This window comes from Thermomicrobium sp. 4228-Ro, assembly GCF_026241205.1.
Lineage (GTDB): Bacteria > Chloroflexota > Chloroflexia > Thermomicrobiales > Thermomicrobiaceae > Thermomicrobium.
In genome coordinates this window covers 1,358,758-1,385,235 of the sequence record NZ_JAPFQM010000001.1, presented here as the reverse complement: position 1 = coordinate 1,385,235, position 26,478 = coordinate 1,358,758, and the positions used below count along the sequence as shown (strand labels likewise).

Below are 26,478 nucleotides of genomic sequence, written 5' to 3'. Positions count from 1 at the left end.
CTGGTGCGCAGAGACGACCGAAAGGAGCCAGCGATGGCGGACTTCAAGAATTACATCGGTGGCAAATGGGTCGATGCCAAGAGCGGGGCCACCTACGAGCGGCGGAATCCAGCGACGGGCGAACTCATCGGCGTCTACGCCAAGAGCGGCCCGGAGGACGTCGCCGCCGCTGTCGAGGCAGCCAAGGCGGCCTTCGACCGCTGGCGCAAGCTGCCGGCGCCCAAGCGAGGCGAGATCCTCTACCGCGTCGGCCAACTCCTCGTCGAGCGGAAAGAACAGCTCGCCCGCGAGATGACCGAGGAGATGGGGAAAGTCCTGACCGAGGCCCGCGGGGACGTCCAGGAAGCGATCGACATGACCTTCTACATGGCAGGAGAGGGACGGCGCCTCTGGGGACAAACGACCCCGTCCGAGCTGCCGCACAAATGGAACATGACGCAGCGGCGACCACTCGGTGTGGTCGGGCTCATCACCCCGTGGAACTTCCCGCTGGCGATCCCAGCCTGGAAGATCATGCCGGCCCTTCTCTGCGGGAACACGGTCGTCTTCAAGCCAGCCAGTTATACGGCCCGCTCGGCCGTCAGGCTCGTGCAGCTCTTCGAGGAAGCCGGCCTTCCGCCCGGAGTGCTCAACCTCGTCCTCGGTACCGGCGATACGGTCGGAACCGCGCTCGTCCAGCACCCTGATGTCGCGCTCATCTCCTTCACCGGCTCGAACGAGGTGGGCCAGCAGGTGGCTGTCGAGTGCGCCCGGCTCGGCAAGCGCGTCTCGCTCGAGATGGGTGGGAAGAACGCGATCATCGTGATGGACGATGCCGACCTCAAGCTCGCGCTCGATGGGATCGTTTGGAGTGCCTTCGGCACGTCCGGCCAGCGTTGCACGGCAGCCAGTCGCGTTATCGTCCACGAGGCAGTCTTCCGCGAGTTGGCCGACCAGCTGGATGCCCGGGTCAGCCGACTCAAGCTCGGCAACGGCCTCGATCCCTCGACCGACGTCGGTCCGCTGGTCAGCGAGAGCCAGCTCGAGCGAGTCCACCGCTACGTCGAAATCGGCGCGCAGGAGGGTGCGCAGATCCTCACCGGCGGGCAGATCGCCCGCGAGGGGGAACTGTCACGCGGTCACTTCCACCAGCCGACCGTCTTCATCGACGTACGACCGGATATGCGCATCGCCCAGGAGGAAATCTTCGGGCCCGTCACCGCACTCATTCGCGTCCGGAGTCTCGAGGAAGCGATCGAGGTATGCAACGGCGTCCGCTACGGCCTATCGGCCTCGATCTTCACGCGCGACATCAACAAGGCGTTCCGGGCGATCGAGGACGTCCACACCGGCATCTTCTACGTGAATGCCGGGACGATCGGGGCGGAGATCCACCTCCCGTTCGGCGGTACGAAGGCGACCGGGAACGGTCACCGCGAGGCCGGTCAGGCGGCACTCGACGTCTTTACCGAGTGGCAATCGATCTTCATCGACTACAGCGGGCGCTTACAGCGCGCCCAGATCGACGTCGAGCAGATAACGGTGGGCGACTGAGGGTATCGTGCGCGTCGGTGAGGCGCCGCGGGACACTCCCGCGGCGCCTCACCGGTCTGTGCTGTGGGCTCAGGCTGTGCCGGTAGCACCGGCGAATCGCCGGGGTGAAAAGGCCGGTGGGAAAACCGCTTCACTTTCCTGCTCGATCGCTTCCGCGACGAGATCGGCGGTCACCGGCGCCAGCATGATACCGAGCCGGAGATGCCCTGTCGCGACCCACAAGTTGCGCCAGCCCGGTAGGCGCCCTAAAGCCGGCAGGTCATCGGCTGTTCCTGGCCGTAATCCGGCACCCACAGCGACGATCTCTTCGTGGAGGAGCGCCGGTGCCACCCGCCGGGCCGTGTCGATGCACTGCCAGAGCCCTTGTGGGGTCGGTCGTGTCCCCCAGCGCCCGCGCTCGACCGTCGTCCCGATCCAGATCAGCCCGTCCACGCGCGGGACGACGTAGCTGGCAACGCTCGGCCCACCCAAGATGTGGCGCGGGCGTGCAGTGCTTCCTTCTACCAGTGCCATTTGCCCCTTGACCGGCACGGTCGGTAAAGAGACGCCGAGCGGAGCGACCAGTTGCCCCGTCCAGGCTCCTGCTGCCAGCACGACCGCACTGGTCGGGAGCCGCTCGTGCACCGTGTGCACTGCGACTACCCGATCCCCAGCCGCTTCGAGTGCAGTGACCGCAGTGTGTTCGTAGACGGTCGCACCACGACGTTGGGCGGCGGCGACTGCCGCGCGGACGAGCTGCGGCACCAGCACACTGGCCCCATCCTCGATGAGGAGCCCGCCTTGGATATGCACCGGAAGCAGCGGCTCGGCCTCACGCGCAGCCGGGCCGTCCAGCCACTCGACAGTGAACCCAACTGCGTCGAGCCAATGACCGACCTCGCGCAGCGTCGCTACTTCGTCGTCCGTCTCCGCGACGAGCAAGCTCCCCCACTGGCGGTAGCCGACCGAAAGGCCCGTCTCCTCTTCGAGTGTGCCGACCAGCCAGGGATAGGAGCGGATACTCCGCCAGAGCAACTGCACGAGTTCGGGCAGGTACTGGCGCTGGTCGAGAGGGCTGACGATACCAGCCGAGGCGAGCGACGTGCCCTCACCGACCGCCTCGCGTTCGAGCAGCACGACCCGTTGGCCCCGGCGTGACAGTGCGTACGCGATCGTCGCACCGATCACCCCGCCCCCGACAACGATGACATCCGGATAGGGTTCGAGCTTTCTCGTCATACCTCCACTCCTTCCCGTCGCGGCGGCGTACCCCCAGACGGTGCAGCCGAGCCCTCGGGCTGGAAGCCCTCGTGCGAACCATACCATCGCGATAGCTGCGCGGAGCGCGCCTCCTGGTACCGGAGCTGTACGCTGCGTCGGCTCGATCGTCCGTTCGTCCACCAGCTCGCTTGGAACGCCGCGCGACAGCTCGCTCACGGTGACTCGTTCGTCTCCGAAAAGACCCCTTGACACAGTGACACAGGTGTGCTATCGTAAGGATGCGATCCCGACGAGTCGTCGTCGGACCGTCGCAGGGCATCCGGGAGACCGGATAGCCCGATCCGGTTCCGGTAGCCACCTACCGGGACTGCCGCTCCGAGAGGGCGGCACCAGAATCGACCTCCAACCGGACCGGCGCGAGCCGGGAAGGGGGTGAGTTCGAGACTGGCGGAGCGCGCCGGGACACGAAGGGCTCGTCGGGGTCGCGTTTTCTGTCTCGTCCACCAGCAAGGCCTGCCCTCCATGCAGCACACCGTCGGGCCTGGCGCACGCTGCAGCGACCAGGGAGTACAATGTTTCTCCCCGCTCGTTGTGCTCGCTTCTGTGAGAAACGCGTGCAACGCTCGGTTCCTGGTTCACCGCGCTCGCTTACAGTGCAGGAGCACGCGTGCTATCCTCGAGGCATGTGAGCGGGAACGGGGGAATGCGTGGAACCGAACCACTCGTCACCGATCGATGCCATCCAGCATGCAGTCCGCGAGATCGTCTCCTTGCACCGGATCACGGTCGACCAACTGAAGGAGTTGATTCGCGTTCAGGGGCAAACCACCGATCAGCTACGCGGTGTCTCCGAGGCGATGCGTGAGGTCAGTACGCTGTTCCGCGAGATGACCGGAGCGCAAGGCCGGGTGAACGAGATCTTGACGACGGTCGCGAACCAGATCGAACGAGTCGCAGAGGCCGATGCGGCCATCCGTCAAGCCGTCGTCGCGCTGGCCGACCAGTTCGAACACGTGACAGGCCAACTGGTCGGTGTCAACGTGTTGCTCCGGCAGATCGTGCGCGAGCAGGAGCGCCTCGCGCTCCTCGTACTCGGGCAAGAGATCGAGCGACACGTTCCCACCATGTTCTGCCGCTGGCTGACCCAGCTCCGGTGGGGAACACCTGGCCTCTTCTACGATGAACTGCAGCTGTCCAGCGAGGCCGCAGAGGTCTGGCTCAGTGCCCGGGTAGCGGTCTCCGGTACCCTGCGCTATCCCGGCAGGCAAGGACCGATCTGGCTCCTCCTGTGGGTGGTTCCGCAACTGGATGAATCGACACTGGCGGTCACCGGCGAACGCATCGAACGATTGCGTCGAGAACTCTCGTCCGTCGTCGCTGTCTTGGCCCCGATCCGGACGGAAATCCCAGCGGAAACAGCGATCGCCCGTGGCACGCTCGTCCTCACCGAGGAGGGACTCCGAGGATGGGAGCAGATACTCGGTAACCCCGGCACGGACGAGAGCGTCGAGTAACTCCTGTCCTCCCAGGTACCGGACACCGCGAACGGAGATGCGATGATCGATCGTTTCCTCGACCGCCTGGCGGCGCTCGTCGAACCGACGATTCTCGCCCTCGTCATCATTCTCCTGGCCTGGATCGTACTCCGCCTGACCCGCGCGACGATCCAGCGCGCAGTTGCACGGGCGCTGCAATCCGAGCGGTTGTCCGCGCGCGAAGAAGCCGCGCGTGTCCGCACGTTGACGACGCTCGCTGAATCGGCCGTACGCTTGACCGTAATCCTTCTCGCCCTGCTCACGATCCTCTCAATCTATGGCGTGCCGATCGGCCCGTTGTTGGCGAGTGCGGGCGTCGTTGGTCTGGCTCTCGGCCTCGGTGCCCAGACACTCATCCGCGACGTCATCGCAGGGATCTTCATCGTCCTGGAGGACCAATACCACGTCGGGGACGTGATTCACGTCAACAATGTGAGCGGCTCGGTGGAAGCGCTGACACTCCGGTACACGGCGCTCCGCACGCTCGAGGGTGCCTACGTCATCGTCCCGAACGGGGAGATCCGTATCGTCCAGAACCTGTCGCGTGATTGGGCACGTGCGATCATCGATGTCCCGCTGGTCCCGGAGGAGGACGTCGATCGCATCATCGATATCCTGCGGCCGCTTCTGGCGGCACTGCCGAGCGATCCTGAGCTGGGGCCTCTCGTTCTCGAGCCGGGCGAGGTGTTCGGCGTGGAATCGATCGGCCAGCAGCAGGCGACGATCCGGATCGCGGTGAAGACGCGACCTCGCGAGCAGTGGCGCGTCGCGCGGGAGCTACGCCGTCGCATCCTGTACGCCCTGCGCGAGGCCGGTATCAGTGCCCCTTATCCGCGAACCGTCATGATCTTCCACCCGTCCTCGCCACAGCCACCAGCTTCGTCCTGAAAGGCATGCTAGACTGACCGTAGGTGAAGGCGGTAAGCCGAGCAGGGGGAGTCCGATGCGCGTCGTGCGGAATGTCGGTTACCTGAAGCGTCGTCAGCGCGCGTCGCGCGTCATGATCGCCGTCGGGCTCACCGGCTTGTTCGGTTCGATCGCCCTAACCTTCTTCCAGCAGCTGCTCTATATCTATCTCGCGTACGCTGCCCTCATCACTGGCTTCCTCTTTTTCAATGCTGGGATGCAACAGTGGGCGAAGTGGAACCGGCGCCCGCGTCCTGACGAGCTTTTGGATGCAACCTTGCGTCGTCTCAACGATCGCTACACGCTCGTCCACTACCCGGACATCCCCGCCGGCTGGCGACCGGAACATGTGCTCGTCTGGCCCGGGGGTATCCTGAACATCACGACACGGGAACTGGCGGGCCGTATCGTCGTGCGCGGCACACGCTGGCGGCGTTTGGATCGCTTTATCCTGCGTCTCCTGACCTTCGGCGGACCGCCGCTCGGCAACCCGACCGTCGAATGCCAGCGCCAGATGGAGGCACTCCGCACGTTTCTCCAGCAGCGCGACTTGCCCGGAGCCGAGCACGTCGATGGGCTGATCGTCTTTCTGAACGATCAGGCCCAGCTCGAAGTGGTCGAGAGCCCGATCACCGTCGTCACCCGCAAGGAGCTCCTCGACGCGATCCGCGCCTACGGTACCGAGCGGCGACTGAGCAACGCTGAGATCGAGGAGATCGTGACGGCACTCGCGCAGGGCGAACAGGTCGAAGGACCGATTTCGCTCCCGACACGCGAACCAGCCAAGGCGAAATGAGCGAACGGATCGATGCGCTTCCTTCGCAACCAGCGCCGCGGTGGCCAGTCCTCGGACACGAACGAGTCACCAGCACGCTGACCCGCGCACTCCATGCTGGCCAGGTTCACCATGCCTACCTCTTCGCCGGCCCAGCGGGGATCGGCCGGACGACGTTGGCCTACGCCTTCGCGAGCGCGCTGCTCTGCGAGGCACCGCTCGCCGAACGCCCATGCGGCCATTGCCGAGCGTGCGAGCGCGTCGCCCGGCGCGTCCATCCGGACGTGACGCGGATCGCACTGGATGCGGAACCGGACGACATCAAGCTCATCTCGATCGATCGGATCCGAGAGTTCCGTGCGAGCCTCTCGCTGCGCCCGCTCGAAGGTGCTTGGCGCGTCGCGATCATCGACGATGCCGAGCGACTCTCGCGCGACGCCGCGGATGCGCTCCTGAAGACATTGGAAGAGCCTCCACCGTATGCAGTACTGCTGCTCATCGCCGAGGACACTCACGCCCTGCCGGAAACGATCCGCTCGCGTTGCCAGATCTTTCACCTCACCCCGCTCCCGGCACACGTGATCCAGGAGGCGTTGTCCGCACGCGGTGTCAGTCGTGAGCGTGCGAAACGGATCGCCACCCTCGTGCGCGGGCGGATCGCCGAAGCCTTCCGCCTGGTGGAGGACGAAACTGCCCTCGCCGGGTACGAGCAGCGGGTCGGAGAAGTCGTCGCTGCGATGTCCGAGCCGTTGGCGGCAGTCGGGTTCGCGCGACGTCTCACCGAGCAGTACCGGCGAGGCAAGCGGGCAGCGGTGCGGAAGATGTTGCTGCTGGCCGCTGAACTCTGGCGCGACGCGGTCTGGCTGGCCGCCGACCAGGCAGCACCGATCGTACACGAGGAAGCCCGAGCAGCACTCCAAGCGCTGGCACGACGCCGAGGGCTCGCTGGGACGGTCGCAGCACTCGAGGCGACACTCCAGAGCATGGCTGACCTGGAGGCGAACGTGCAAGCGCGACTGGCACTGGATGCGCTGGCGGTCGTGTGGACGGAGCAGAGCGGATGAGGTGTGCGGTCCGACGGCTCGGCTCGGCAGGTGTCGAGTGGGCGGAGACACCGGCCGACTCGTCCTGGCTAGCAGTGCCAGGGCCGCTCGGCGAGGAAGCAGCAGCACTCGTCGGTGCGGAGCCACTGCTCGTTTGCGAGGATGACAGCGACCTCCTCTCCGCACGCCCGTTGCGTGAGGACGAGCTGCGTGGGTTGCCAGCACTCCTGGAGCGCGGTCTTACCCTCGCACGGTCGCTCACTGCGGAGTGGGCCAAGAAGGTGCGCGGCATCCGGCCCTCGCTCGCTGGCGGGATCGTGCTCGAGTTGGTCACGTCGTCGGCGAGCGAGGTCACCCAGCTGGTTCGAACGCTGAGTGAGCGATACGACTGTCCGATCGCGGTGGTCACCCTCGAACCAGACCTGGCGTTGCACGGTAGCCTCGGGCGCATTGCTCGCGATGACGGCTCGGTCGAGCGAGCTTTGACCCGCCTCTTGCAGGGGAGCCGCCTGCGACCCGGCCGCTATCCCCGCATCGGTGCGACAGTCGTTACGCCGCGTGGCGTCGGTATCGTCCAGTCGGTCCGCACACGCGACCGCACCGTCCTCGTCCGGATCGGCGAGGAATCGGTGCGGTTCGGAGTCGACGACGTGAGCGATCCGCCGTGGGCCTAGGAACCCGCTGGTGGCGCTGGCAAGCGGACGAGGAAAAGCCCGCGCTCGGTCAGCACGTACGCCAAACCCTGCACATCGTCCACCGCTACGTCGAGAAGTCCGTCGAGCGACGGTGCTCCAGCCCCGCTCACGAACTGCTGGACGACCGTGCCGTCCGTGCGCAGCCGGATGATCCGGCCGCTCCGCGTCCCCACGTAGCGGTAGGGGCGCTCCGGTTGCTGCGACAGGGCCACCGCGTCGCTCACCGGTGGGTCGATCTGGGGCTTGGCCTCCGTTTCCAGCGCGCCACGGTAGAAGCTGAGCACCGTCCCATCAGCGAGCAACACATGGATCCGACCGTCGATCTCGAAATCGACCGCTGCGCGCAGCCGATCAGCTGATTGGCCACCGGTCCAGTCCTCGGGCAGGTTCTGATAGGAACCGCTCAGGAAACGGAGGATCTGTCCGCTCTGCGGCTGCAGCAGGTAGAGGTTCCCAGTGAAGGCACCGACAGCCGCGACGTTCTGGTACGGGGCGCCAAACGTGCCCACTGGAATTGCGCTCCAGCGGGCAGTCGTGGGATCGAAACGATACGCGACGCTGCCGTCGAACGCCACCGGGACACCGTCGTCCCAGGTTGCACCGACGAGCGTCCCCACCGCGACACCATCGACCCGGTCACCTGGACCGAGCAGGCGTACGAGACGCGTTCCACCAGCATCGAGCCGGTACAGCGCATCGGTGAGCAGGTAGAGCTGACCGTTCCCGAAGAAGAGACGCGGTGTGACACCGTCCGGAGCCGGGGGTACGGCACCGAGGAGCTGTACCGCATTCGCCGGCAACCGCTCGACATGCAGCAACCGATCGAGGGCACGCTCGATCGCCGCCCGTTCCTGCGTGACGAGCTGCGGATCCAGTCCAAGTGCAGCGGCACGTTCCAAACGCTGTGAAGCTGTGTGCAGGTAGGCTCGCGCGATCGCCGGGTCGGTTGACTGTTCAGCCAGCTGGCGCTCGGCAACCGCGGACTGGTACAGCTGCGTGTACGCCTGTTCACGCTCGGACGTTCGCTCGCTTTGGATCGAGACGACCAGCGTCGTCGTGAGTGCCCCGATGATCCCCAAGGCGATGAGCCCGGTCAGGCGACTCGCTGGCAAGCGCGGCAACTGACGACGCACCGGGGTGAGATCGGGAAGCCGAATGCGGTCCTCGTGTCGCTCCAGTCGGGGCAGACCGAATGTCCCTTCATCCTGCGGGAGAAGCGGTCGCCGTCGGCGCCGGAAGAGCTGCCAGATCCCGGCTAACCCGGTGACGGTCGCAATGGCGAGCCCAGCGATAAGCTCGATCAGCGTTCGCCCCCTACCCCTGGGAGCCGCTGGTGGCGGCTCGCTGTCAACCCCTTCACCGACCTGTTGCCCGTACACGGCGAGTGGGTCATCGTCCGGCTGGGCCGTCGCTCGGGTTCCTGGTTCGTCCGCAGCCCACTCCTCCGGCGCGTTTCTAGTCTGCCCGTGCGCCTGCACCGCGTCAACATCCGATCCGTCCACACTCGTCGCAGGACGTTCGTCCTGCGGTTGGCGCTCCGGCAGGAGGAGCCGCAAGAGTTCGCTCACGCGGCGGACGGGTTGCTGTGTGAACCGGAGCGGTTCCGGAAGACGCAAGGCGACCACCGGGGGGCTGGTGGGATCGCCGTGATCGAGGGACAGCTCTTCGAGCAGATCGAAGATCTGTGCAGGAGTCGCATCCACGAGACGTCTTCCGTACCGAGACAGCAACTCTTGCCCGTAGGCTGCTGTCGTCAGCACGAGGAGGTCACCGGGAGCACTGCGGGTGTAATAGAGAGCTGGCTGGAGCTGGCGTGCGCTCCCGAGCGCGCTCGCGAAGCGTGCCGGCTCGTCCGCTTCGGGCGGAAAGGCGAAGATCTCGCGATCTTGTGTGACGATCGCTGCACTCGGCGGAACCTGTGCGAGCACGAGGTCTTTACCGTTCAACAAAGCACAGGTCGCACCGAAGCGATGCCACTGGGAACCGGGACGACCGCTGTTGAGCGTCACCAGCCAGTGGTTGGCGCGCAGAAAGGCTTCCGTGAGCGCCTCGCTCAGCTCGTCCAGCGAAGCGTGCGGGCCGAGTTGCCAGACAGCATGCTGCAAGAGGGCGAGCACGCGCCGGCCGACCTCCGGGCTGCTCGGGAACGGCTCGAGCGGTTCGACCACGGCCGCGAAGAGCCGCAACCCGGTCGTTTGCTGTTCACCGCTGAGCTGCAATGCAGCATAGGGCGACGAACTGGCCCGCGCGAACCGGACGCTCCGCTCGACGACGTACGACATCCCTCTTCGCTCCTCTCGCCGATCGCCAGGTCCGTGCCAGGCAACACGGCACCCCAGAGCGCGGGGATCCGGTGTTCCCACGCGCCAACGCACCCCACTGGTGCCTGCCTGGCACCGTGCAGTCTAGCACAGGCGGTGTACGTACGTCTAGAGGAACACGCGTTCGTACGCGGCACCAGAGGTTAGGGGAGATCGTACGGTGACTCCGTTCGCCGGCGTGGGCTCAGTGGGGACTCGCTCAGGAGCTCGTCAGCCGGTTCCTCGAAGCTAGCGGTCTGGCGGGTCTCCGGCCCGAGCAACTCCCGCAGGCTGGCAGCGAACTGGTCATCGCCCAAGGCCAGAGCCAGCTCGTGGGCGAGGCGCAGGTGATAGCGGGCTTCCCCGTCATTGCCGCGATCCAACAGGAGAAGCGCTGCGTTGTAGTGGAGCGCCAGTGCTGCCCGCCGGTCACCCAGTTGCTCCGCCAGCGCGATCGCCTCGCGATAGGTCGTCAGTGCCTCGTCGACCCGACCGGAGGCATCGAGCACCGTGGCTAGACCACGCAGGGCTCGCGCGAGGAGCGGCAACGAATCGATCTCCTGTGCGATCTGTCGGGCAGCCCGGTAATGCTCCTCCGCTTCGCGGAAGAAGTGCAACGACTGGTAGAGGCGGGCGATCCGCCCATGCAGGCGGGCACGAAGCTCGTCGTTCCCCGTCGCCGTGGCCAGTTCGAGCGCTTGCCGGAGATAGCCGATGGCCCCGTGCGGATCGGCATCCTGGAGTTGCAGTTCGGCCAGAAGCAAGAGCGCTCGCTCCTGGGCGGCGAAGTCGCGGGCTCGCTCTGCCTGCTCGCACGCCTGCAGAAGATGCTGTTCAGCTTCCCGGCGCAATCCACGCGCCAGCGCGATCGCCCCCAGCAGCACAGCCAGTTGCGCCTCGAGTTTGAGGCTTCCGGCCGTACGGACGAGGGCTGCTGCGTGCTTGGCAACCGTGATCGCATCCTGGAGCTCACCGAACTCGAGCAGCACTTCGCCGGTCCCGATCAACCAGCGGGCCTGTTCACCGACATCACCGCTCTGTTGGGCCAGCCGGAACGCCTGGTAGAGATATTCGAGCGCCTCGCCACGATGATCGAGTGCGGCATGCGCGAGCCCAGAAAGACCGAACAGCCGCTGGCGCAGCGCCTGATCTTCGTTCGCCTCGCTCTGCTGCTGGGCAAGTTGGAGCAACTGCAGCGCGCGCTGCGGCTGTCGCGCCTCGAGCGAGAACTCGGCAGCATCGAGCAGTGCCCGAATCGCGGCACGCCGGTTGCCGAGACGAAGCTCGAGGTTGGCGAGCTGATGCAGGTGATCCGCTGCGTCGCGGAACTTCCCAGCTTGTCGCTCGATCTGCGTCAAGCCGATCAAGCAGCGGCTCTCCAGCGCGAGGTCGGCTGCTGCGCGCGCTCGCTCGAGCGCCATGACGAGCGCAGCACGGGCCTGACTGAGCCGCCGTTGCTCGGCCAGGATCGCGCCGATCTGGATCGCGATCTCAGCCTGCAGACGATGGTCGATCATCCGCTCAGCTGCCTCATGGGCCTGCTGGAGGAGGGCGTACGCTGCATCGAGGTCGCCGAGTTCCCGGAGGATGGCGACTTGCCGGAGCAAGGCATCGACCATGCCAGCATAGTGACCGACCCGCCGGGCACTCCGACTCGCCCGGTTGTAGAACTCCCGGGCAGCCGAAAGGTTCCCCTCTTGCCGGGCCAGATCGCCGAGCATGAGTGCGGTCTCGACATCCTCGAGCGTGTCGGTGTCCTCGCGACCGGACTCGAGCTGGCGCAGGAGGAGCTCGCGGGCCCGGTCCCGGTCCCCGCGTTGCCAGGCGAGACGAGCCAGGCGAGCCAGTGCACGCCGCTGTCCAGCTGCATTGGCAATCCGCCGCGCTGCTCGCAGCGCTTCCTGGAGATGCAGCTCCTGCTCCCGTTGCCGCTCGGCCTCCCGTGTCTCATCCTCGTCCGGCCCGAGATACTCGGCCAGGATATCGGCTGCCCGTAGGTTCGCCTCCATCAGGACGCGGTCGAACCCCTTCTGCCGGGCAGCGAGGATCACCAGGCGGCTCAGGAGCAACGCCTGATCCGGCCGATCGAGCGCGAGATGACTCGCCTCGTCGAGCACTTCCCACAGGTCACCATCAGCGAGCCGCGCGACCGTGCTCGGATGCTCAGCCGCCGCATACGCTCGCTCGACCGTCAGTCGCCCCTCGACGACATCGCTCGCGATCCGATAGAGCGGATTCCGCTCGATCCCTTGTCGCCGGCGAAGCCAGCGCCCGAACTGCTCGAAGACACTCATCGACTCACCCCAGAGATGCGGTCGAGGTTGCGGAGACACCGAAGGCCCAGCGGAGCGTGTCGAGCGTCACATTGCCCCCGCTCACCACGAGGACGACCTTTTTGCCCGTAAGCTGGTCGCGAATCCGATGCGCCGCAGCCAGGGCGGCGGCGCCAGCCCCTTCAGCGACGATCCGAGTTTCGAGGAGCTCGACCATCGCGCGAGCGATCTCCTCGTCGGTCACCAGCACGATATCGTCGACACGCTCGCGGATGATCCGGAGCGGAAGCTCGAAGGCGACGCGTGTGGCGATCCCCTCGGCGAAGGTGTGTCCTGTCGCGAGTTCCAGGAGGCGCCCCTGGCGCCAGGACTCGTACACGACCGGCATACCGGCTGCCTGGACCCCGATCACCTGAATCGCCGGGTTCACCGTCTTCATGACGATGCCGGTACCGCAGACGCCGCTTCCCGCTCCGATCGGGACGATGACGACTTCGACATCAGGTAGGTCGTCCAGGATTTCCAGCGCGTAGGTACCGACACCAGCGATCAGATCCGGCTCGTTGGCTGAGTGAACGTAGCGGAGCCCCTCAGCGGCCGCGCGCGCCTCACAGGCGAGCCGGGCTTCGTCGAAGTCGCGCCCCGTGAGAACGACCTCCGCTCCCAGCCGGCGCATCGCCGCGACCTTGAGCGGGTTGGCCCCTTCCGGCGCGTAAACGATCGCGCGGACACCGAACAGGCGAGCTGCGTAGGCGATCGATTGTCCATGATTCCCGGTCGAAGCCGTCACGACGCCGCGGGCCCGCTCTTCCGGAGAGAGCTTGCTCATGAGATAGATCCCGCCACGCACCTTGAAGGCACCGATCGGCTGGAGCTGCTCGCACTTCAGGTAGATCTCGCAGCCGAGGTGCTCGCTGAGCAGCGGCGAATGAATGAGCGGTGTCGGTACGAGATACCGTCGCACGACCGCACGCGCACGCACGACGTCCTGAAACGTAGGTGGCTCCAAACGACGATCTTCTCCCGCCCCGGCCACTGTTGCTCCCTCGTCCGACTCGATCGATCCCCCACGCACCACTCCAGCGTACGACGCGCTGGGGAGGTTGTCCATCACCCCAGGTACCCCCACGAGGGTAGTACCCGATGCTCCAGAGTCTGCCACTCGCTCCCTCGGCCCGTCACGAGATGGGGCCGCTCGAACTCGACCGCTCGAACGAGTGTCATCAGATCGGAACAGTCCTGTCACGATTTCGTCACCGGTCACTCCGACAATGGCATTCGACGGGATACGGGAGGCCGCACGTGGGAAGGAGGCGATCGGTGCAAATGCCGATGGTTCGAGCCGGACACGCGCTGACTCCCGCGCCAGACCCGCCGGTGCTCGAGGTCCGCGGTCTCACCAAGCGGTACGGCCGGCGCGTCGTCCTCCGCGATCTCTCGATCACGCTGGAGCGCGGTCAGGTGCTGGGGTTACTGGGTCCGAATGGAGCGGGCAAGACGACGGCGATCTGCGCCTTGCTCGGCCTGGTGCGGCCGGACGCAGGCGAGATACGGGTCCTGGGGATCGATGCGCGCCGAGCGGCGCACCAGGCCCTCCGGCATGTCGGTGCGCTCGTCGAGTCACCGACGTTCTATCCCTATCTCAGTGGCTGGGAGAACCTGGCGATCCTCGCCCGCCTTCGCAGCGTACCGGAGCGGCAGATCGCGCAGGCGCTGCATTTGGTCGGGTTGCCCCAGGCAGCCCACCAGCGGGTCGGCACCTACTCGCTCGGGATGCGGCAGCGCCTGGCGATCGCCGCTGCTATCCTGCACGAACCGGCACTCCTCGTCCTCGATGAGCCGACCAACGGGCTCGACCCGCAAGGGATCGTCGAAGTGCGCGAGCTCGTCCGCGACCTCGCCGCTGGTGGTCAGACGATCCTGCTCTGCAGCCACGTCCTCGCCGAAGTGCAACAGACCTGCAGCCACGTCCTGATTCTCGCGCGGGGAGAGACGGTCGCCACGGGTGCATTAGCCGATTTGCTGACAGGCAACCGAACTTTCCGACTCCGTACGCCGGACTGGGCGCGGCTGCAGGCTGCGCTCCAGCAGCTGCCCTGGGTACAGGTTCTCGAGGAGAACGGTGAGCTCATGCGTCTCCTGATTCCGCCGGATCGTCACGAAGCGTTCTCCCGGCTTCTCGTCGAGCATGCGATTCCGGTGCTCGAGTTGTGCCGGGAGGAGACCACGCTCGAGCAGTTCTTCCTGGCGATGACGGAGGCAGAGGGGACTCCATCCAGCGAGACGGCGAGACGACGGCCGATCTGGTCGCGCTTGCGCCGATGAATAGAGAGGTGAGTAATGCTGCGAGCAGTAGCGGTCGAATGGTTCAAACTCCGTCGTCTACGGCTCTTCCGCGTATCCGTTCTGCTCGGTATCGGGCTGAGCCTGTTCTGGCTGGCTTTCGCCCTCTGGATGGCGCAGCGCGGCGCTCCAGCAGTGCGCGACCAGTTCGTCGCGCGCCTGACGTTTCCTGGTGCCTACGAGCAGGCGTTCTATCTCGCAGGGAGCTTCGGTCAGACGTTCCTGGCTATCGTCGCCGCAACGTTCGTGGCCAACGAGTACAGCTGGGGCACCTGGCGACTGATCTTGCCGACAGGTCTTCCTCGCTGGCAAGCGCTAGGGGCCAAGCTGCTCGCACTCCTCGCCGGAACGGTCGTCTTCGTACTCGCGACCGCTTTCGTCCCGTTGAGCGCTGCGCCGCTGCTTGCAGCGTTGTGGCTCGACCGACCGGCCCTGGTCGCCCCGGATATGGAGGCGTGGCTGGTGGCGGTGCTCCTCCTCCCGCTGCGGACTATCGGATCGCTCGTGGCACCCGTCGTCCTGGCTCTGGCCCTGACAGTCTGGACACGTTCGCAGTCCGTCGCGGTCGGTATCACGATCGGGCTGGTGCTGACCGAGGGAGTGCTGGCTGCCCTGTTGCAAGGGCTCGGTGGCTGGTGGGCCGAAATCCCGCGCCTCTTCTATCTCTGGAACGCCGAAGCGATCGCGCGTGCCCCAGCCTTCGGTGGTGCGGTCTCACCGGGTACGCCACCGCTCGGACAGGCTGTTCTCGTCGTGCTCCTCTGGACCATCGTGCTCGCTGCGCTCACCGTATGGTGGTTCCAGCGTCGGGACCTCGAGGTGCGGTCGAGCAACTAGGGAGCGCTTCAGGTATCATGCCTGCACAGTGCTGGGAGTCCTACCCGTGGCACGGATCCTCGTGATCGAGGATGAGATCGAGCTGGCCCGTCATCTCCGCACGGCTCTCGAGCAGGCCGGTCACAGTGTTTCGACCGCCTACGATGGGCCGAGCGGACTCGCGCTCGCTCGCAGCGAGCACTTCGACCTCGTCGTCCTCGATCTCATGCTTCCCGGGCTGGACGGCCTGGATGTCCTGCGAGCGCTCCGTCGTGAGTCGCTCGTCCCCATCCTCGTCGTCACAGCCCGGGGCAGCGAGCTCGATCGCGTGCTCGGACTGGAACTCGGCGCTGACGACTACGTGGTGAAGCCCTTCTCGCTTCGCGAGCTCGTCGCTCGGGTCCGCGCGCTCCTGCGTCGTGTCGAGGCGATGGCCGAAGCGAGTCGGCTGGCAGAGGGTAACGAACGGATCGAGTTGCCGGACCTCGTCATCGACCCTGCGACGCACGCGGTGCAGAGCCGCGGCCGGCTCGTGCACCTCACTGCTCGCGAGTTCGCGCTCCTCTGGTTTCTCGCCTCGAATCCCGATCGGGTCTTCAGTCGGGAGTACCTCCTCGATCGTGTCTGGGGGAACGACTCGTGTGTCGGCGCACGCGCAGTCGATGCCTGTATCGCCCGGATTCGAAAGAAACTCGGCGGCCCAGGCTCGCCAGCTGACCGCCTCGTTGCGTACTGGGGGGTCGGCTACCGGTTCGCGCGACGGGACGGCGACCGATGACGGCTTGGCACCCGCTCCGCACTGCTCCTCACCGCCTGCTAACGGGCCGATTGAGCCGCACGCTCCTGGTCTCGCACCTCGCGGTCGCCTTTCTGACGCTCGTTTTGGTGGTCGTGACCTACGTCGTGATCGCTGTCCTCACCCGCGGTGACGAACTGCTCAACACGGGTATCACCTACGATCCCGATTTCGCGAACGGCACACGGCTCATCGCCCAGCTGCTCCCACCGCACGTCGAGCGAGCGCGTGACGATCCAGGCGCACTCGACGAGACGCTCCGCTCGCTCCGTTCCACTGCCATCCCGGGGAGCGGCCCGCTCGGCGGCACAGTGAACGAACAGACCGGGATCACCGTCGTCGCGCCCGACGGGACGGTTCTGGCGACGACCCTGGAATCCGTCCGCTCCCTCGAGCAACTGGAGCCGCTCGAGTGGCGCGAGGCATTTCGCGCCGCGCTCGCTGGTACACGCGACCTCTCTCGCGAGGGGCCACTCGTCCGGCGCGCTGAGCAGGGCACGATGCTGGTCAGTGCTTACCCGATCGTCGCACCGGACGGCACGCTGCTCGGAGCCGTCGGACTCCGGACCCAGCCAGTCGGTCACCCACCACCCACGCTCGCTGGACACCTCGCCTCGCTCGCTCTCGGCCTCGGCCTGGTTGTCGGCGACTTCCTCCTGACCGCGGCTATTCCGGCAGCGATCGTCTCGTTCGTCGCGAGCTTTCTCCTCACGCGACGGATGCGTAGCCAGCTGCAGGAACTCGAGGCAGCCACCGACGCGATCGTGCGCGGTGAGCTCGGACGCCGCGTGGCGGTCCTTTCAGGGGACGAACTCGGACGGCTGGCCGCACGGTTCAACCTGCTAGCCGGAGCACTCGAGCGCCTGGAGCAGCAGCGTCGAGCGTTCTTCGCCAACGTGGCGCACGACCTCCGAACCCCGCTGGCGCTCATCCGGGTGCGGGCCGACAACCTCATCGAGCGCGTAGCCCGCGAACGACCCGATCTCCAGGAGGAGCTGGAGCAGATCGCCCAGGAGACGGAGACGCTCAGCCGGCTCATCGAGGACCTGTTCACCCTGGCGCGTCTCGACGAGCGAGGGCTCCCGCTCCATCTCGCTCCAGTCGATCTCGCGACTATCTTCACCGCGATCGTCGAGTCGGTCCGACCGCTCGCCTGGCGAGCCGGTCGGATCGTGGTGACGAGCGAGGTCTCACCGGACTGCCCGCCTGTGCACGCCGATGCTCTGCGACTCCGTCAGGTCCTGATGAACCTCGTGCACAACGCGCTCCGTCATACACCGGAAGGAGGTGTCATCCACCTGCGCACTGCCCACGCCGGTAGCACTGTCATCGTGCAGGTCTGCGATACCGGAGCGGGATTCCCGGCTGAGCTCCTCGAGGAACCGTTCGGTCGCTACCGCTCGACCAGCGATCCGCAGAGCGGGAGCGGTCTCGGTCTGGCCGTAGCCCGCCAGCTCGTGGAGGCACAGGGAGGAACGATCTGGATCGAGAGCCAGGCTGGCCAGGGTACGACGGTGTCGTTCACACTGCCTGTCGCTCAGCCGGACTCCACGGCCCAGCAGGGCGACGGCGAGCTCACTCCCCGAGCGTCCACGTGACGAAATGCGCCTGTTCACCCTCGCTGACGAGGAGCCACAGCTTCTCGGGGTCGACCCAGGCGAGATGAGCCAGTCCCCTGACCAGGCGCTGCTCCTCCGACCCGCTCCGTTTCCAGACGAAGACCGTTTCGCCCAAGTCGAAGGCCAGTGCGCTCCCGTCCGGCGACCAGGAGAGGCTCCGGCCAGCGATCCCCTCGGCGAGGTAGACCGGCTCCTGTGGCACGGCGAGTGGCACCAGCAGCACGCTCGCTCGATCGCCGCTGCGGGCACGCAGCGCAACCCATTCTCCACGCGGATCGACCGCGAGCTCGCACGATTCGACCGCCCGTCCGACGAACGGTCGCACGCGAGTGAGCGGCTGCTCGCGGAGCGAGCCGTCCCCAGCGAGAACGATCTCGTTCAGCACCAGGCGATCGCCCGCTCCTGGCTCAGCGAGGAGCAGCCGCCCGGCTGCGCGCCAGACGGCGCAGGCACGCCCGCTCGCGGGCGAGACGGTCGCACGTTCGACCGTCACGAGAGCAGGCAAGAAGCCGATCCGGAGCGTCAGCGACCCGTCCGCTGCGCGCTGCCAGAGAGCGACGCGTCCATCGGGCCCGATCGCGATGCCGTCGCGCTCGACCGGCTCGCGATCCGGCAACACGAGCCGGATCGGTGTCCACACACCGTCCAGTGAACGTGTGGTCAAGACGAGCTGCCCATCTTGCCCGAGAGCGTAGAAGCCGAACCCGCTCGGATGCCAAACCGGAGTCGTGAGCTGCCAGCTTTCGGTCAACGGGATCCCGCTCTGCGCGTCCCACAGAGCGAGGGAACCAGGTCGGGTGGCTGCCAGCAGCCAGCGCCCGCCAGGGGCGAGTAGCAACGGCCCATCCGCTGGTCCACGCGGGACCGACGAAGGCGTGCGCGTCCCAGCCGGGAGAGCCGGGAGCACGCTCAGGAGCGACTGACCCCAGGCGTCGAACCCCCAACGACCGGGCGCGGAGCCGAGTGCGACCGATGTTTTCCCAGTGAGCATGTAGAGTTCCGTGCACTCGCTCACCGAGGGATCGGTCGCAGCGCTCGGGAGCGCCCGCACGACGACGAGGAGCGCCTCGTTCCCGAGCCACCGCGCAGCGATCGGCCCAGCGAGACGATCGAGACCGAACACGGCACGCTGACTCCCGTCGCGGAGGTTCAGCTCGTAGAAGTCCCCGCGCTCGAACTGCCCGATCGGGATCGCCACGACGAGCAGGCGCGAACCATCGGGCGCGATGGCCAGCGGACGGACGATCGTATCAGGGCGAGCTGGGAAGAGCGTGCGGATCGTACCGTCACGCTCGAGCAGGACGAGTTCGGTCGGTGCCGGCAAGGTCGGTGGAGCACCCGGCGGACGGCGTGCCAACACGAGGCCCGAACTGTCGGGCAGCCAGAGCGGCTGCTCGCCGATCGAGCCCAGATAGCCGTCGACGCGCGCGAGCGTACCGGCAGACTCCGCTCCACCTAGCGTGCGGAGCTCGATCGCACGACTCGTCGCTCCAGTGCCGAACGGCTCCATGGCTCGCACGAGCGCGAGCGTTCTCCCGTCCGGTGCCGGGACGGCATCGCTCACCAGCTCCTGAGCCAGTATCGTTTCCTGGCCGCTCGGGATTGAAACCGCGAGCAAGCGGGAAGACTGCTGGAGCCGCTCGAGATATTCGGCCTCGCGCTCGTAGGGAAGGCGGCTCGGTGTCTCGCGCACGAGCAGGGTCACACGATCGAGCCAGCCGAGCGGCCGCCGTGTCGTCGTCTTGTCCCACCGCCAGTGCGCGATCCGCGTGCCGTCGAGCGCGAGCACGTCGAGCCAGCGCGGTTCGCGCGGCGGGTCAGGTGTCCAGGTTGCGACCAGCTGGTCGTCCGGGCTGAGCAGACGGAAGCTCCCTGCATCGACAGGAAACTGGACTGGCACGGGCATCCACTGGCGCCGCCCCAGATCGAAGGCCAGGCTGTACGGCCCAGCCGATCCGAGCCAGACGAACGGGCCGGACACTGGTGGCACAGCATCCAGCAGAGCGGGTGCTGGCTCCCGCCGCAGCGGGTAACCCAGTCCGAGCACCAGCAGCAGCACGGCCAGCACGGCGAGTGCACGGACGAACCGGTTGCCTGGGCGGGATCGTGCAACGACGCCGTGTTCGAGCGGGCCAGCCGCGAAGCGCTCATCGGCGAGGCGGCAGGCGGCGAGGGCGAAACGACAGGATCGGCACGACGCGCTGTGCGCTAGCAACAGCCGCCAGCTGTCGGGCTCGGCTGCGAGGTCGCGCCAGCGGGTCACGAGGTCAGCACCGTCCGGGCACGGGGACACCCAGGATGCGCTGTAGCGCCGGCGAGCCTCGAGAACCAGCTGGCTCAATCGCTCCTCGTCGAGCCCACTGACCGCCGCGAGGTCCCGCAGCGTCGCACCGTGGAGATGGAGTGCGAGCACGAAATCAGCGAGATCGACCCGAGGACGTCTCCAGCAGAGACGAGCGAGCAGGAGCACGAGCTGTCCTCGCCACCACACGACGGCAAGGCGCTCAGGCACTGACCGGCCTCGAGCCGGTGCACTGGCCCAGCCCCCGAGCCGTGGACCGAAGAGACGCTGGAGCGTCGTCGTGAGTAGCTCGTCACCGGTCGTCATGGCATGCTCGGACACCCGTGTCGGGTTCCTTGCTATTCTAGGGCTCGTGAAAGGAGCGCGGTCGTGGCGTTTCGCGAGCGTCTCGAGCAGGCGATAGCCCGCAACCAGTCACTCCTGTGCATCGGACTCGATCCCGACCCCGAACGGTTTCCCGAGGGGGTGACGCGCGATGCGCGCGGCATCGTCGCGTTCAACCGCGCGATCGTCGCGGCGACGAGCGACCTCGTCTGCGCCTACAAGCCGAACCTCGCTTTTTATCTCGCCCACGGTGCCGCGGGCATCGAGGCGCTCGCCGAAACGCGGCAACTCGTTCCACCGGAGATCCCAGTCATCCTGGATGCCAAGCTCAGCGACATCGCGAGCACGTCGGCTGCGTACGCGCAGGCGGTCTTCGAGGCATTGGGCTTCGATGCGGTCACCGTGCATCCCTACCTCGGCAGCGAGGCACTCGAGCCGTTCTTCGCGTACGCTGACCGCGGCGTCTTCGTCCTAGTGCGCACCTCGAATCCGGGTGCGGTCGAGCTGCAGGACGCGCCGGTCGGCGAAGCCGGTGACCCCCTGTACCTCTGGTTAGCCGATCGCGTGCGGGAATGGAACGAACGATACGGAAATCTTGGGATCGTCGCCGGTGCGACGTACCCGGTCGACCTCGCACTGATCCGGCAACGCTGCCCGGATCTCCCGATCCTGGCTCCCGGTGTCGGTGCGCAGGGCGGTGACCTGGAGGAAGCAGTACGCGCGGGGATCAGCGAAGGAAACGGCCCCCTGCTCGTCACCGTCTCGCGGGCGATCCTCTATGCGAGTCGCGGGAGCGATTTCGCTCAGGCAGCCCGGGACGTAGCCCGACGGTTGCGCGACCGGATCGAACGCGTGCGGGCCGAAATGCAAGAGCAGGCGACCGGCCGCTGAAGACCGGCCGCCCACCCGCTGGTACAAGGCAGGAGTTCAATCACCGCGCGCTGGGACAGCAGCCAGCGCCTTGGCGATCGCTTCGTCGAAGAGCGGCAGATCCGCCGGGACACGCGAGGTGATCAGGTTCCCGTCGATGACCACCGCCTCGTCGACGTAGATCGCACCGGCGTTCTTCACGTCGTCGCGGATCTTCTTGACGCAGGTGACCGTCCGGCCACGCAACACATCGGCCGAGATCAAGAGTTGCGGCCCGTGGCAGATGGCCGCGACCGGCTTGCCGCTCTCGACGAAGGCGCGCGCGAAGGCGACCGCTCGGTCATCGATGCGAAGGTTTTCGGGCGAGCCACCGCCCGGAATGACCAGCGCATCGAACTCCTCGACCGTCACCTCGTCGATCGTCTTGTCCGGCTGCAGCACGGTTCCCTTCTTGCCGGTGATCGGCTCCCGGTCGAGGCCGACGATCACGACCTCGGCGCCACGCGCCTCCAGGTACTGCTTCGGATCGGTCGCCTCGACGTCCTCGAAATCCTTGGCGAGCAACATCGCGACCCGCTTGCCAGTGAGTTCAGCCATCGCGTCCCCCTCTCGCTGTACCGGCCCGTCTCTCTCTAGTGTGCCATGTCCTCAGGCCACGATATCACGTCGGGCAAACACGACGAGTGCCGCGAGCGCCGCGCCGATGCCGACCACAAGATGGACGATCGGCTTGTACCAGGCCAGCCCACCCAGCATCGCGGCTTGCGGGTCATAGGCTGTCATGAGCGAAAGGTAACGAAGCCAGCGTGCTTCCTCGCTGAGACCCGCGACGAGCCAGGCGAGATACATGAGGAGAATCACGCCCGCGACGAGGCCTGCCGCTTTCGACCGCTCGCTCGTGAAGGCCGAAGCGAGCGTGGCCAACCCAGCGAAGGCGACGAGGAAACTCGTCAATGTCAGGACGAGCTGGCCGAGCCCGCGGCCAGTCAACTCGCCGCCGAACGCAGCCGCACTCGCGGCGAGCGCGACCGCACTGGTCAGGACGACGAACAGGATGCCAGCGAGCAATGCGAGCTGCTTGCTCATGAGCAAGCGAGCGCGCGAGACCGGCACCGACAGCCAGAATTCCGCCGTGCCACGCTCGACCTCCTGCGCGACCGCTGCCGCACCGCTCAGGACGACGAAAATCAGCGCCGTCGCTGGCCAGATAAAACCGAACGTTTCTGCATGCATGAACCCAGCGAAGCTCGTGAACAGGGTGTGCTGGGGATCGATCCCGAACACACGAAAGAGGAACTCCGGGTACTGTTGGAGCACGCGCTCGAATTCCTCGCGCTGGCGCTCGAGCGTCGGGTAGAACGAGGCGAGCAGCACGATGTAGACCGCCAACCCGAGGGCATACCAGAACACCGTCCACCTGAGATCCCGTATCGCCTTCCAGACCATCGGCCAGCTCATGACGCCGCCTCCTGTCGCTCACGGTGCTCAGCCTGGTAATAGGTGAGGAAGACACTCTCCAGGTCGGGCGGGGCGTACGTCAAATCGACGGTCGGCAGCTCGGCCAGCCGGCGCAGGAGCGCCCGGAGATCGTCGCGCACCCCGAGCTGGAAACGCGTTCCCCCGTTCTCGACGGAGAGGACGCGCACTCCCGGCAGGTCAGCGAAACGCTCCGGGTCGACTGGCTCGGCGAAGACGACTTCCATCGGACGCGTCCGGCGCTGTTTCAGTTCCTCCCTCGTGAGGACCGCGACGAGACGCCCCTCCCGAATGATCCCGACTCGATCAGCCACCCGTTCGACCTCCGGGAGCTGGTGCGAGGAAAGGAAGATGGTCTTGCCACGTTCCTTCTCTTCCAGCAGGAAGGTCAGGAATTCGTGCTGCATGAGCGGGTCTAGCCCGCTGGTCGGCTCGTCGAGGACGAGGAGCGGCGGATCGTGCAGGAACGCCTGGACGAGGGCGAGCTTCTGTCGATTGCCGCGTGACAGTTGCTTGATCCGCTTGTCGAGTTCGACCTGGAACCGCTCGAGAAGCATCCTGCGCCGCTCGGGCGAGACAGACGGTCGGAATGCCCCCATGAACTCGAGGAATTGCTTGCCCGTCATGTCCTCCCAGATCCGGACGTCACCCGGAACATAGCCGACGCGCTCCTTCACACGTGTCGACTCGCTCCAGCAATCGAGACCGAAGACACGAGCGCTGCCGCTCGTCGGGCGGAGGAACCCCATGAGGACGCGGATCGTTGTCGTCTTCCCAGCACCGTTCGGCCCCAAGAAACCGTAGATCTCACCCGGCTCGACCGTGAAGGTCAGGTCGATGACGCCACGTTGCATTCCATAGCTCCGGGTCAACTGCTCGACCGTGATGGGCAGGTTCCCGCTCATACCGCGTCTCCTTCCAGCAGTCTCCGGCGGGTCGCTCGCTCCAGCTCGGCGAGACGCTCGTCGATCACACCGATGAAGTGGCGCAGGACCTCCTTGCCGCGCGCCGAATCACCGTCACCCGGCGGTGCGAAAGCCTGCTCGACCATCTCGGCGATCCCCTCGGTCAGGGCCTCCACCGGCGGTGCGTAGTCGGGCGCGATGAACTCGGCCGCGCTCGCTAGGCCGAGCGAAACCACCGACAGGAGGTAGGTGAGCAATCCCGGCTCGATGTCGTCGCGCAGGACGCCAGCGCGCTGCAACGCCTCGACGAGCTGCCGGTCGAGCCGGAACTGCCAATGCGAGAGGTCAGGGCTGTGGCGACGGAGAAAGTCACCGAGCGTCCGGCTTTCCGTCGTCATGAGGGCGCGCAGGAACGGGCGGTCGTAGGCCGCCGCAAAGCCGTGGTAGATGATCCGGCCGATCGTGCCACCCCGTGAGTCGGCTTCGACGCGGGCGAGGAAGTCACGATTTACCAGGCGGATCTCGCGATAGAGCAGCGACTCGAACAGCGCTTCCTTGCTCGGCCAGTAGCGGTAAAGCGTCGCCTTGGCGACCCGAGCTTCCCGGGCGATGTCGTCCATCGTCGTCTTCTCGAAGCCGTACCGGAGGAAGAGCTGGCTGGCTGCCTCCATGATCCGCGCTTCCGTGCTCGCCCGCATCCGCCGCATGGAGACTCCTGAGACGACTTTGACCTTTTCCGTCTCATCGTCCAGCACTGGCGACGCGACGCCAAGGGTGCGACACGCCACCCGGCGTCGCAACCTGCCGTCGCGACGAGGCTCGTCCCTTTGTCCGCGCGGCATCGCCCGTCAGCTGCTGGACAGCGAGGGGCCGAGGAGTTCTTCCGGAAGCGCCCGCCCCTCGCGCTCCAGCCAGCGCCGCAGGCGCCCCAGCCGCTCCGCCTCGCTCAGCTTCGGCCGATCGTACTGGCCCGCCAACCGGCGCTGGCGCAAGGCCTCGTAGAGCGAGACCGCACAGGCGACCGAGATATTGAGGCTCCGCACCATTCCCATCATCGGAATCACGAAGTTCCCATCGGCCAGCCTGACCGCCTCGTCGGACACACCCCGTTGCTCGTTCCCGAAGACGAGCGCGACTGGCCTGGTCAGATCGAGTTCGTAGAGATCGAAACTGTGTTCAAGATCGCCCAGATAGGTTGCGTAGATGGTGAACCCTTGCGAGCGGAGCGTCTCGCAGCAGGCAGCGATCGTCGGATGGAAGACCAGGTCGAGCCACTTGAGCGCGCTGCCCGACACGTTCTCGGACAGCTCGGGAAACGCCTCGACGGTGTAGACGAGATGGACAGCCAAGAGGCCGACCGCATCGCAGGACCGCAGGACCGCACTCACGTTGTGCGGGTCGTGCACGTTCTCGAGGACGACCGTCAGATCAGGCTGGCGACGTGCCAGCACCTCGCGCATCCGCTGCAAGCGTCGCTCGGTGATCGGCCGTTCGCGTCGCTCCATCGTTCACCCCTAGGCTGATTCTACGGAGCCATACGCTGCGCAGCGTCGATCGCGTAGACTGAGCAGGGAGCGGAGGCTGCCTCGGTGAGCCAGGAACTCGTCGCGCGTATCCGCAACGAAATCGAGCGCACCGGGCCGATCACCTTCGCCCGATACATGGAGTACGCGCTTTACGATCCGGATTACGGCTATTACACACGTGCGATCCGAGTGGGTCGCACCGGCGACTACCTGACCGCACCCGAGATGCACCCCATTTTCGGCTGGGTGATCGCCCGGCAACTGCGCGAACTCTGGGACGCCCTCGGCCAGCCCGACCCGTTCACGCTCCTCGAGTACGGTCCGGGAACCGGTACGCTCGCACTGGGCATTTGCGCCTATCTGGCCGAGAACGAACCGGATCTGCTCGGCTGCGTGCGCTATTGCCCGATCGAACGGAGCCCCGTCGCTCGACAGGCGCTCGTCGCTCGCTTCCAGCAGGCCGGATTCGGGCATCTCGCGATCGAGCCACCGCGGGAACCGGTGACCGGTATCGTGCTGGCCAACGAAGTGCTCGACGCGCTGCCCGTCCACCGGCTCCGCTGCGAGCGAGGGCAGCTGCGCGAGCTGTACGTCGGCTGGGACGGGACGCGCTTCGTCGAAGTCGCCGGGCCGCTCTCGACAGCGGAACTCGCCCACTGGCTCGATCGACTCGGCGTGCAGCTGACCGAGGGGCAGACGACCGAACTCTGCCTGGCCATACTCGCCTGGCTCGACGAGGCCGTACGGTTTCTCGATCGCGGGTTTCTCCTCGTCCTCGATTACGGGTATCCCGTTCCGCAACGCTACGATGCCGAGCGTTTTCCCACCGGGACGATCCGCACCTACGCTGGCCACACCGTCGCCGACGATCCGTTCCAGGACACGGGCGAGCGGGACATCACCGCGCACGTCGACTTCACGATGCTCGAGCTCGCAGCACAGGACCGCGGCCTCGTACCGCTCGCGCTCACTACGCAAGCCGAATTTCTCGCTCACGGCGGTCTGGGTGAACTGCTCGTCGCGCTCCAGACTGAGCCCGGCATGACCGCCGAGCGCTACCTTGCGGCGCGTGCCGCGGCCTTTCACCTCCTCGATCCAGGTGGGATGGGGCGCTTCCGCGTCGCCCTCTTCGGCAAGCAGGTCGCGCCTTCCGCGTTACCGAGCGGCTTTCGCGCACGGCTCCTCACCGGTGTACCGCTCTCGACACACGCGACAGCGTCTTCGGACTGAACGAGAACCGT

The 26,478-nt window shown here is 66.5% G+C and carries 22 protein-coding genes; 12 read left to right on the top strand and 10 right to left on the bottom strand.

The features are described 5' to 3' along the window. The first annotated feature begins 33 nt into the window (after positions 1-33). The gene (locus OO015_RS06605; RefSeq protein ID WP_265940442.1) at positions 34-1,533 is read left to right on the top strand and encodes an aldehyde dehydrogenase family protein; all 1,500 of its coding nucleotides are present in this window, start codon (positions 34-36) and stop codon (positions 1,531-1,533) included. A 69-nt stretch (positions 1,534-1,602) separates the two neighbouring features. On the opposite strand, the gene thiO is transcribed toward OO015_RS06605, so the two are convergent. Continuing rightward, entirely contained in the window at positions 1,603-2,751 is a 1,149-nt protein-coding gene (gene thiO / locus OO015_RS06600) for a glycine oxidase ThiO (RefSeq protein ID WP_265940441.1), read from the bottom strand. A 689-nt stretch (positions 2,752-3,440) separates the two neighbouring features. On the opposite strand from thiO, the gene OO015_RS06595 reads away from it, so the two are divergent. The 5 genes from OO015_RS06595 to OO015_RS06575 are packed head-to-tail and all read left to right on the top strand — an operon-like array spanning position 3,441 to position 7,666. Next, on the top strand, positions 3,441-4,247 hold the full coding sequence (locus OO015_RS06595; protein ID WP_265940440.1) for a hypothetical protein: 807 nt from the start codon (positions 3,441-3,443) through the stop codon (positions 4,245-4,247). Between the two features lie 42 nt (positions 4,248-4,289). Next, positions 4,290-5,156, top strand: coding sequence for a mechanosensitive ion channel family protein (locus OO015_RS06590; protein WP_265940439.1), 867 nt, complete (start codon positions 4,290-4,292; stop codon positions 5,154-5,156). 55 nt (positions 5,157-5,211) lie between these two features. Next, the gene (locus tag OO015_RS06585) at positions 5,212-5,970 is read left to right on the top strand and encodes an NERD domain-containing protein (protein ID WP_265940438.1); all 759 of its coding nucleotides are present in this window, start codon (positions 5,212-5,214) and stop codon (positions 5,968-5,970) included. After that, entirely contained in the window at positions 5,967-7,013 is a 1,047-nt protein-coding gene (gene holB / locus OO015_RS06580) for a DNA polymerase III subunit delta' (RefSeq protein ID WP_265940437.1), read from the top strand. The genes OO015_RS06585 and holB overlap by 4 nt, the downstream gene beginning before the upstream one ends. After that, entirely contained in the window at positions 7,010-7,666 is a 657-nt protein-coding gene (locus OO015_RS06575; protein ID WP_265940436.1) for a hypothetical protein, read from the top strand. The genes holB and OO015_RS06575 overlap by 4 nt, the downstream gene beginning before the upstream one ends. Here OO015_RS06575 and OO015_RS06570 read toward each other — a convergent pair. From OO015_RS06570 to OO015_RS06560, 3 genes are all read right to left on the bottom strand, one after another. Further along, positions 7,663-9,969 (bottom strand): hypothetical protein, encoded by a 2,307-nt coding sequence (locus OO015_RS06570; protein ID WP_265940435.1) that lies wholly within the window; start codon positions 9,967-9,969, stop codon positions 7,663-7,665. The two genes, OO015_RS06575 and OO015_RS06570, sit on opposite strands and share 4 nt — an antisense overlap. Before the next feature lie 182 nt (positions 9,970-10,151). Then, positions 10,152-12,281 (bottom strand): tetratricopeptide repeat protein, encoded by a 2,130-nt coding sequence (locus tag OO015_RS06565; RefSeq protein ID WP_265940434.1) that lies wholly within the window; start codon positions 12,279-12,281, stop codon positions 10,152-10,154. A gap of 4 nt (positions 12,282-12,285) precedes the next feature. Further along, on the bottom strand, positions 12,286-13,296 hold the full coding sequence (locus OO015_RS06560; RefSeq protein WP_265940433.1) for a threonine ammonia-lyase: 1,011 nt from the start codon (positions 13,294-13,296) through the stop codon (positions 12,286-12,288). Positions 13,297-13,586: 290 nt separating this feature from the next. On the opposite strand from OO015_RS06560, the gene OO015_RS06555 reads away from it, so the two are divergent. Genes OO015_RS06555 through OO015_RS06540 form a run of 4 tightly spaced genes read left to right on the top strand, consistent with a single transcriptional unit; the run spans position 13,587 to position 17,813 of the window. After that, entirely contained in the window at positions 13,587-14,585 is a 999-nt protein-coding gene (locus OO015_RS06555; RefSeq protein WP_265940432.1) for an ABC transporter ATP-binding protein, read from the top strand. Positions 14,586-14,600: 15 nt separating this feature from the next. Further along, on the top strand, positions 14,601-15,440 hold the full coding sequence (locus tag OO015_RS06550; protein ID WP_265940431.1) for an ABC transporter permease: 840 nt from the start codon (positions 14,601-14,603) through the stop codon (positions 15,438-15,440). Positions 15,441-15,486: 46 nt separating this feature from the next. Further along, positions 15,487-16,197 (top strand): response regulator transcription factor, encoded by a 711-nt coding sequence (locus OO015_RS06545; protein WP_265940430.1) that lies wholly within the window; start codon positions 15,487-15,489, stop codon positions 16,195-16,197. Continuing rightward, a complete protein-coding gene (locus tag OO015_RS06540) occupies positions 16,194-17,813 on the top strand; it encodes a sensor histidine kinase (RefSeq protein ID WP_265940429.1) in 1,620 nt (539 codons plus the stop codon). The genes OO015_RS06545 and OO015_RS06540 overlap by 4 nt, the downstream gene beginning before the upstream one ends. On the opposite strand, the gene OO015_RS06535 is transcribed toward OO015_RS06540, so the two are convergent. Then, positions 17,791-20,457, bottom strand: coding sequence for a hypothetical protein (locus OO015_RS06535; protein ID WP_265940428.1), 2,667 nt, complete (start codon positions 20,455-20,457; stop codon positions 17,791-17,793). The two genes, OO015_RS06540 and OO015_RS06535, sit on opposite strands and share 23 nt — an antisense overlap. A 48-nt stretch (positions 20,458-20,505) precedes the next feature. Here OO015_RS06535 and pyrF point away from each other — a divergent pair, with 48 nt between their 5' ends. Beyond that, on the top strand, positions 20,506-21,351 hold the full coding sequence (gene pyrF / locus OO015_RS06530) for an orotidine-5'-phosphate decarboxylase (RefSeq protein WP_265940427.1): 846 nt from the start codon (positions 20,506-20,508) through the stop codon (positions 21,349-21,351). A gap of 36 nt (positions 21,352-21,387) precedes the next feature. Here pyrF and OO015_RS06525 read toward each other — a convergent pair whose 3' ends face one another. The 5 genes from OO015_RS06525 to OO015_RS06505 all read right to left on the bottom strand — a co-directional run bounded on the left by OO015_RS06525 (position 21,388) and on the right by OO015_RS06505 (position 25,216). Further along, positions 21,388-21,927, bottom strand: coding sequence for a type 1 glutamine amidotransferase domain-containing protein (locus tag OO015_RS06525; protein WP_265940426.1), 540 nt, complete (start codon positions 21,925-21,927; stop codon positions 21,388-21,390). Between the two features lie 51 nt (positions 21,928-21,978). Beyond that, positions 21,979-22,788 carry an ABC transporter permease subunit gene (locus OO015_RS06520; protein WP_265940425.1) on the bottom strand — a complete coding sequence of 270 codons (810 nt, stop codon included), beginning with the start codon at positions 22,786-22,788 and terminating at the stop codon, positions 21,979-21,981. Further along, the gene (locus OO015_RS06515) at positions 22,785-23,711 is read right to left on the bottom strand and encodes an ABC transporter ATP-binding protein (protein WP_265940424.1); all 927 of its coding nucleotides are present in this window, start codon (positions 23,709-23,711) and stop codon (positions 22,785-22,787) included. Before OO015_RS06515 ends, OO015_RS06520 begins: the two co-directional genes overlap by 4 nt. Next, entirely contained in the window at positions 23,708-24,418 is a 711-nt protein-coding gene (locus OO015_RS06510; protein WP_265940423.1) for a TetR/AcrR family transcriptional regulator, read from the bottom strand. The genes OO015_RS06515 and OO015_RS06510 overlap by 4 nt, the downstream gene beginning before the upstream one ends. A gap of 141 nt (positions 24,419-24,559) precedes the next feature. Then, positions 24,560-25,216, bottom strand: coding sequence for an RNA methyltransferase (locus OO015_RS06505; protein WP_265940422.1), 657 nt, complete (start codon positions 25,214-25,216; stop codon positions 24,560-24,562). Positions 25,217-25,300: 84 nt separating this feature from the next. Here OO015_RS06505 and OO015_RS06500 point away from each other — a divergent pair, with 84 nt between their 5' ends. Further along, a complete protein-coding gene (locus OO015_RS06500; protein WP_265940421.1) occupies positions 25,301-26,467 on the top strand; it encodes a class I SAM-dependent methyltransferase in 1,167 nt (388 codons plus the stop codon). Positions 26,468-26,478 lie beyond the last annotated feature (11 nt).

Excerpts from the sequence above, each read along its gene's own strand:
- holB (WP_265940437.1), top strand. The coding sequence starts at position 5,967 with ATGAGCGAACGGATCGATGCGCTTCCTTCGCAACCAGCGCCGCGGTGG.
- OO015_RS06575 (WP_265940436.1), top strand. The coding sequence starts at position 7,010 with ATGAGGTGTGCGGTCCGACGGCTCGGCTCGGCAGGTGTCGAGTGGGCG.
- OO015_RS06520 (WP_265940425.1), bottom strand. The coding sequence starts at position 22,788 with ATGAGCTGGCCGATGGTCTGGAAGGCGATACGGGATCTCAGGTGGACG.
- OO015_RS06565 (WP_265940434.1), bottom strand. The coding sequence starts at position 12,281 with ATGAGTGTCTTCGAGCAGTTCGGGCGCTGGCTTCGCCGGCGACAAGGG.
- OO015_RS06570 (WP_265940435.1), bottom strand. The coding sequence starts at position 9,969 with ATGTCGTACGTCGTCGAGCGGAGCGTCCGGTTCGCGCGGGCCAGTTCG.
- OO015_RS06540 (WP_265940429.1), top strand. The coding sequence starts at position 16,194 with ATGACGGCTTGGCACCCGCTCCGCACTGCTCCTCACCGCCTGCTAACG.
- OO015_RS06555 (WP_265940432.1), top strand. The coding sequence starts at position 13,587 with ATGCCGATGGTTCGAGCCGGACACGCGCTGACTCCCGCGCCAGACCCG.
- OO015_RS06585 (WP_265940438.1), top strand. The coding sequence starts at position 5,212 with ATGCGCGTCGTGCGGAATGTCGGTTACCTGAAGCGTCGTCAGCGCGCG.
- OO015_RS06505 (WP_265940422.1), bottom strand. The coding sequence starts at position 25,216 with ATGGAGCGACGCGAACGGCCGATCACCGAGCGACGCTTGCAGCGGATG.
- OO015_RS06515 (WP_265940424.1), bottom strand. The coding sequence starts at position 23,711 with ATGAGCGGGAACCTGCCCATCACGGTCGAGCAGTTGACCCGGAGCTAT.
- thiO (WP_265940441.1), bottom strand. The coding sequence starts at position 2,751 with ATGACGAGAAAGCTCGAACCCTATCCGGATGTCATCGTTGTCGGGGGC.
- OO015_RS06605 (WP_265940442.1), top strand. The coding sequence starts at position 34 with ATGGCGGACTTCAAGAATTACATCGGTGGCAAATGGGTCGATGCCAAG.
- OO015_RS06550 (WP_265940431.1), top strand. The coding sequence starts at position 14,601 with ATGCTGCGAGCAGTAGCGGTCGAATGGTTCAAACTCCGTCGTCTACGG.
- OO015_RS06525 (WP_265940426.1), bottom strand. The coding sequence starts at position 21,927 with ATGGCTGAACTCACTGGCAAGCGGGTCGCGATGTTGCTCGCCAAGGAT.
- OO015_RS06510 (WP_265940423.1), bottom strand. The coding sequence starts at position 24,418 with ATGCGGCGGATGCGGGCGAGCACGGAAGCGCGGATCATGGAGGCAGCC.
- OO015_RS06590 (WP_265940439.1), top strand. The coding sequence starts at position 4,290 with ATGATCGATCGTTTCCTCGACCGCCTGGCGGCGCTCGTCGAACCGACG.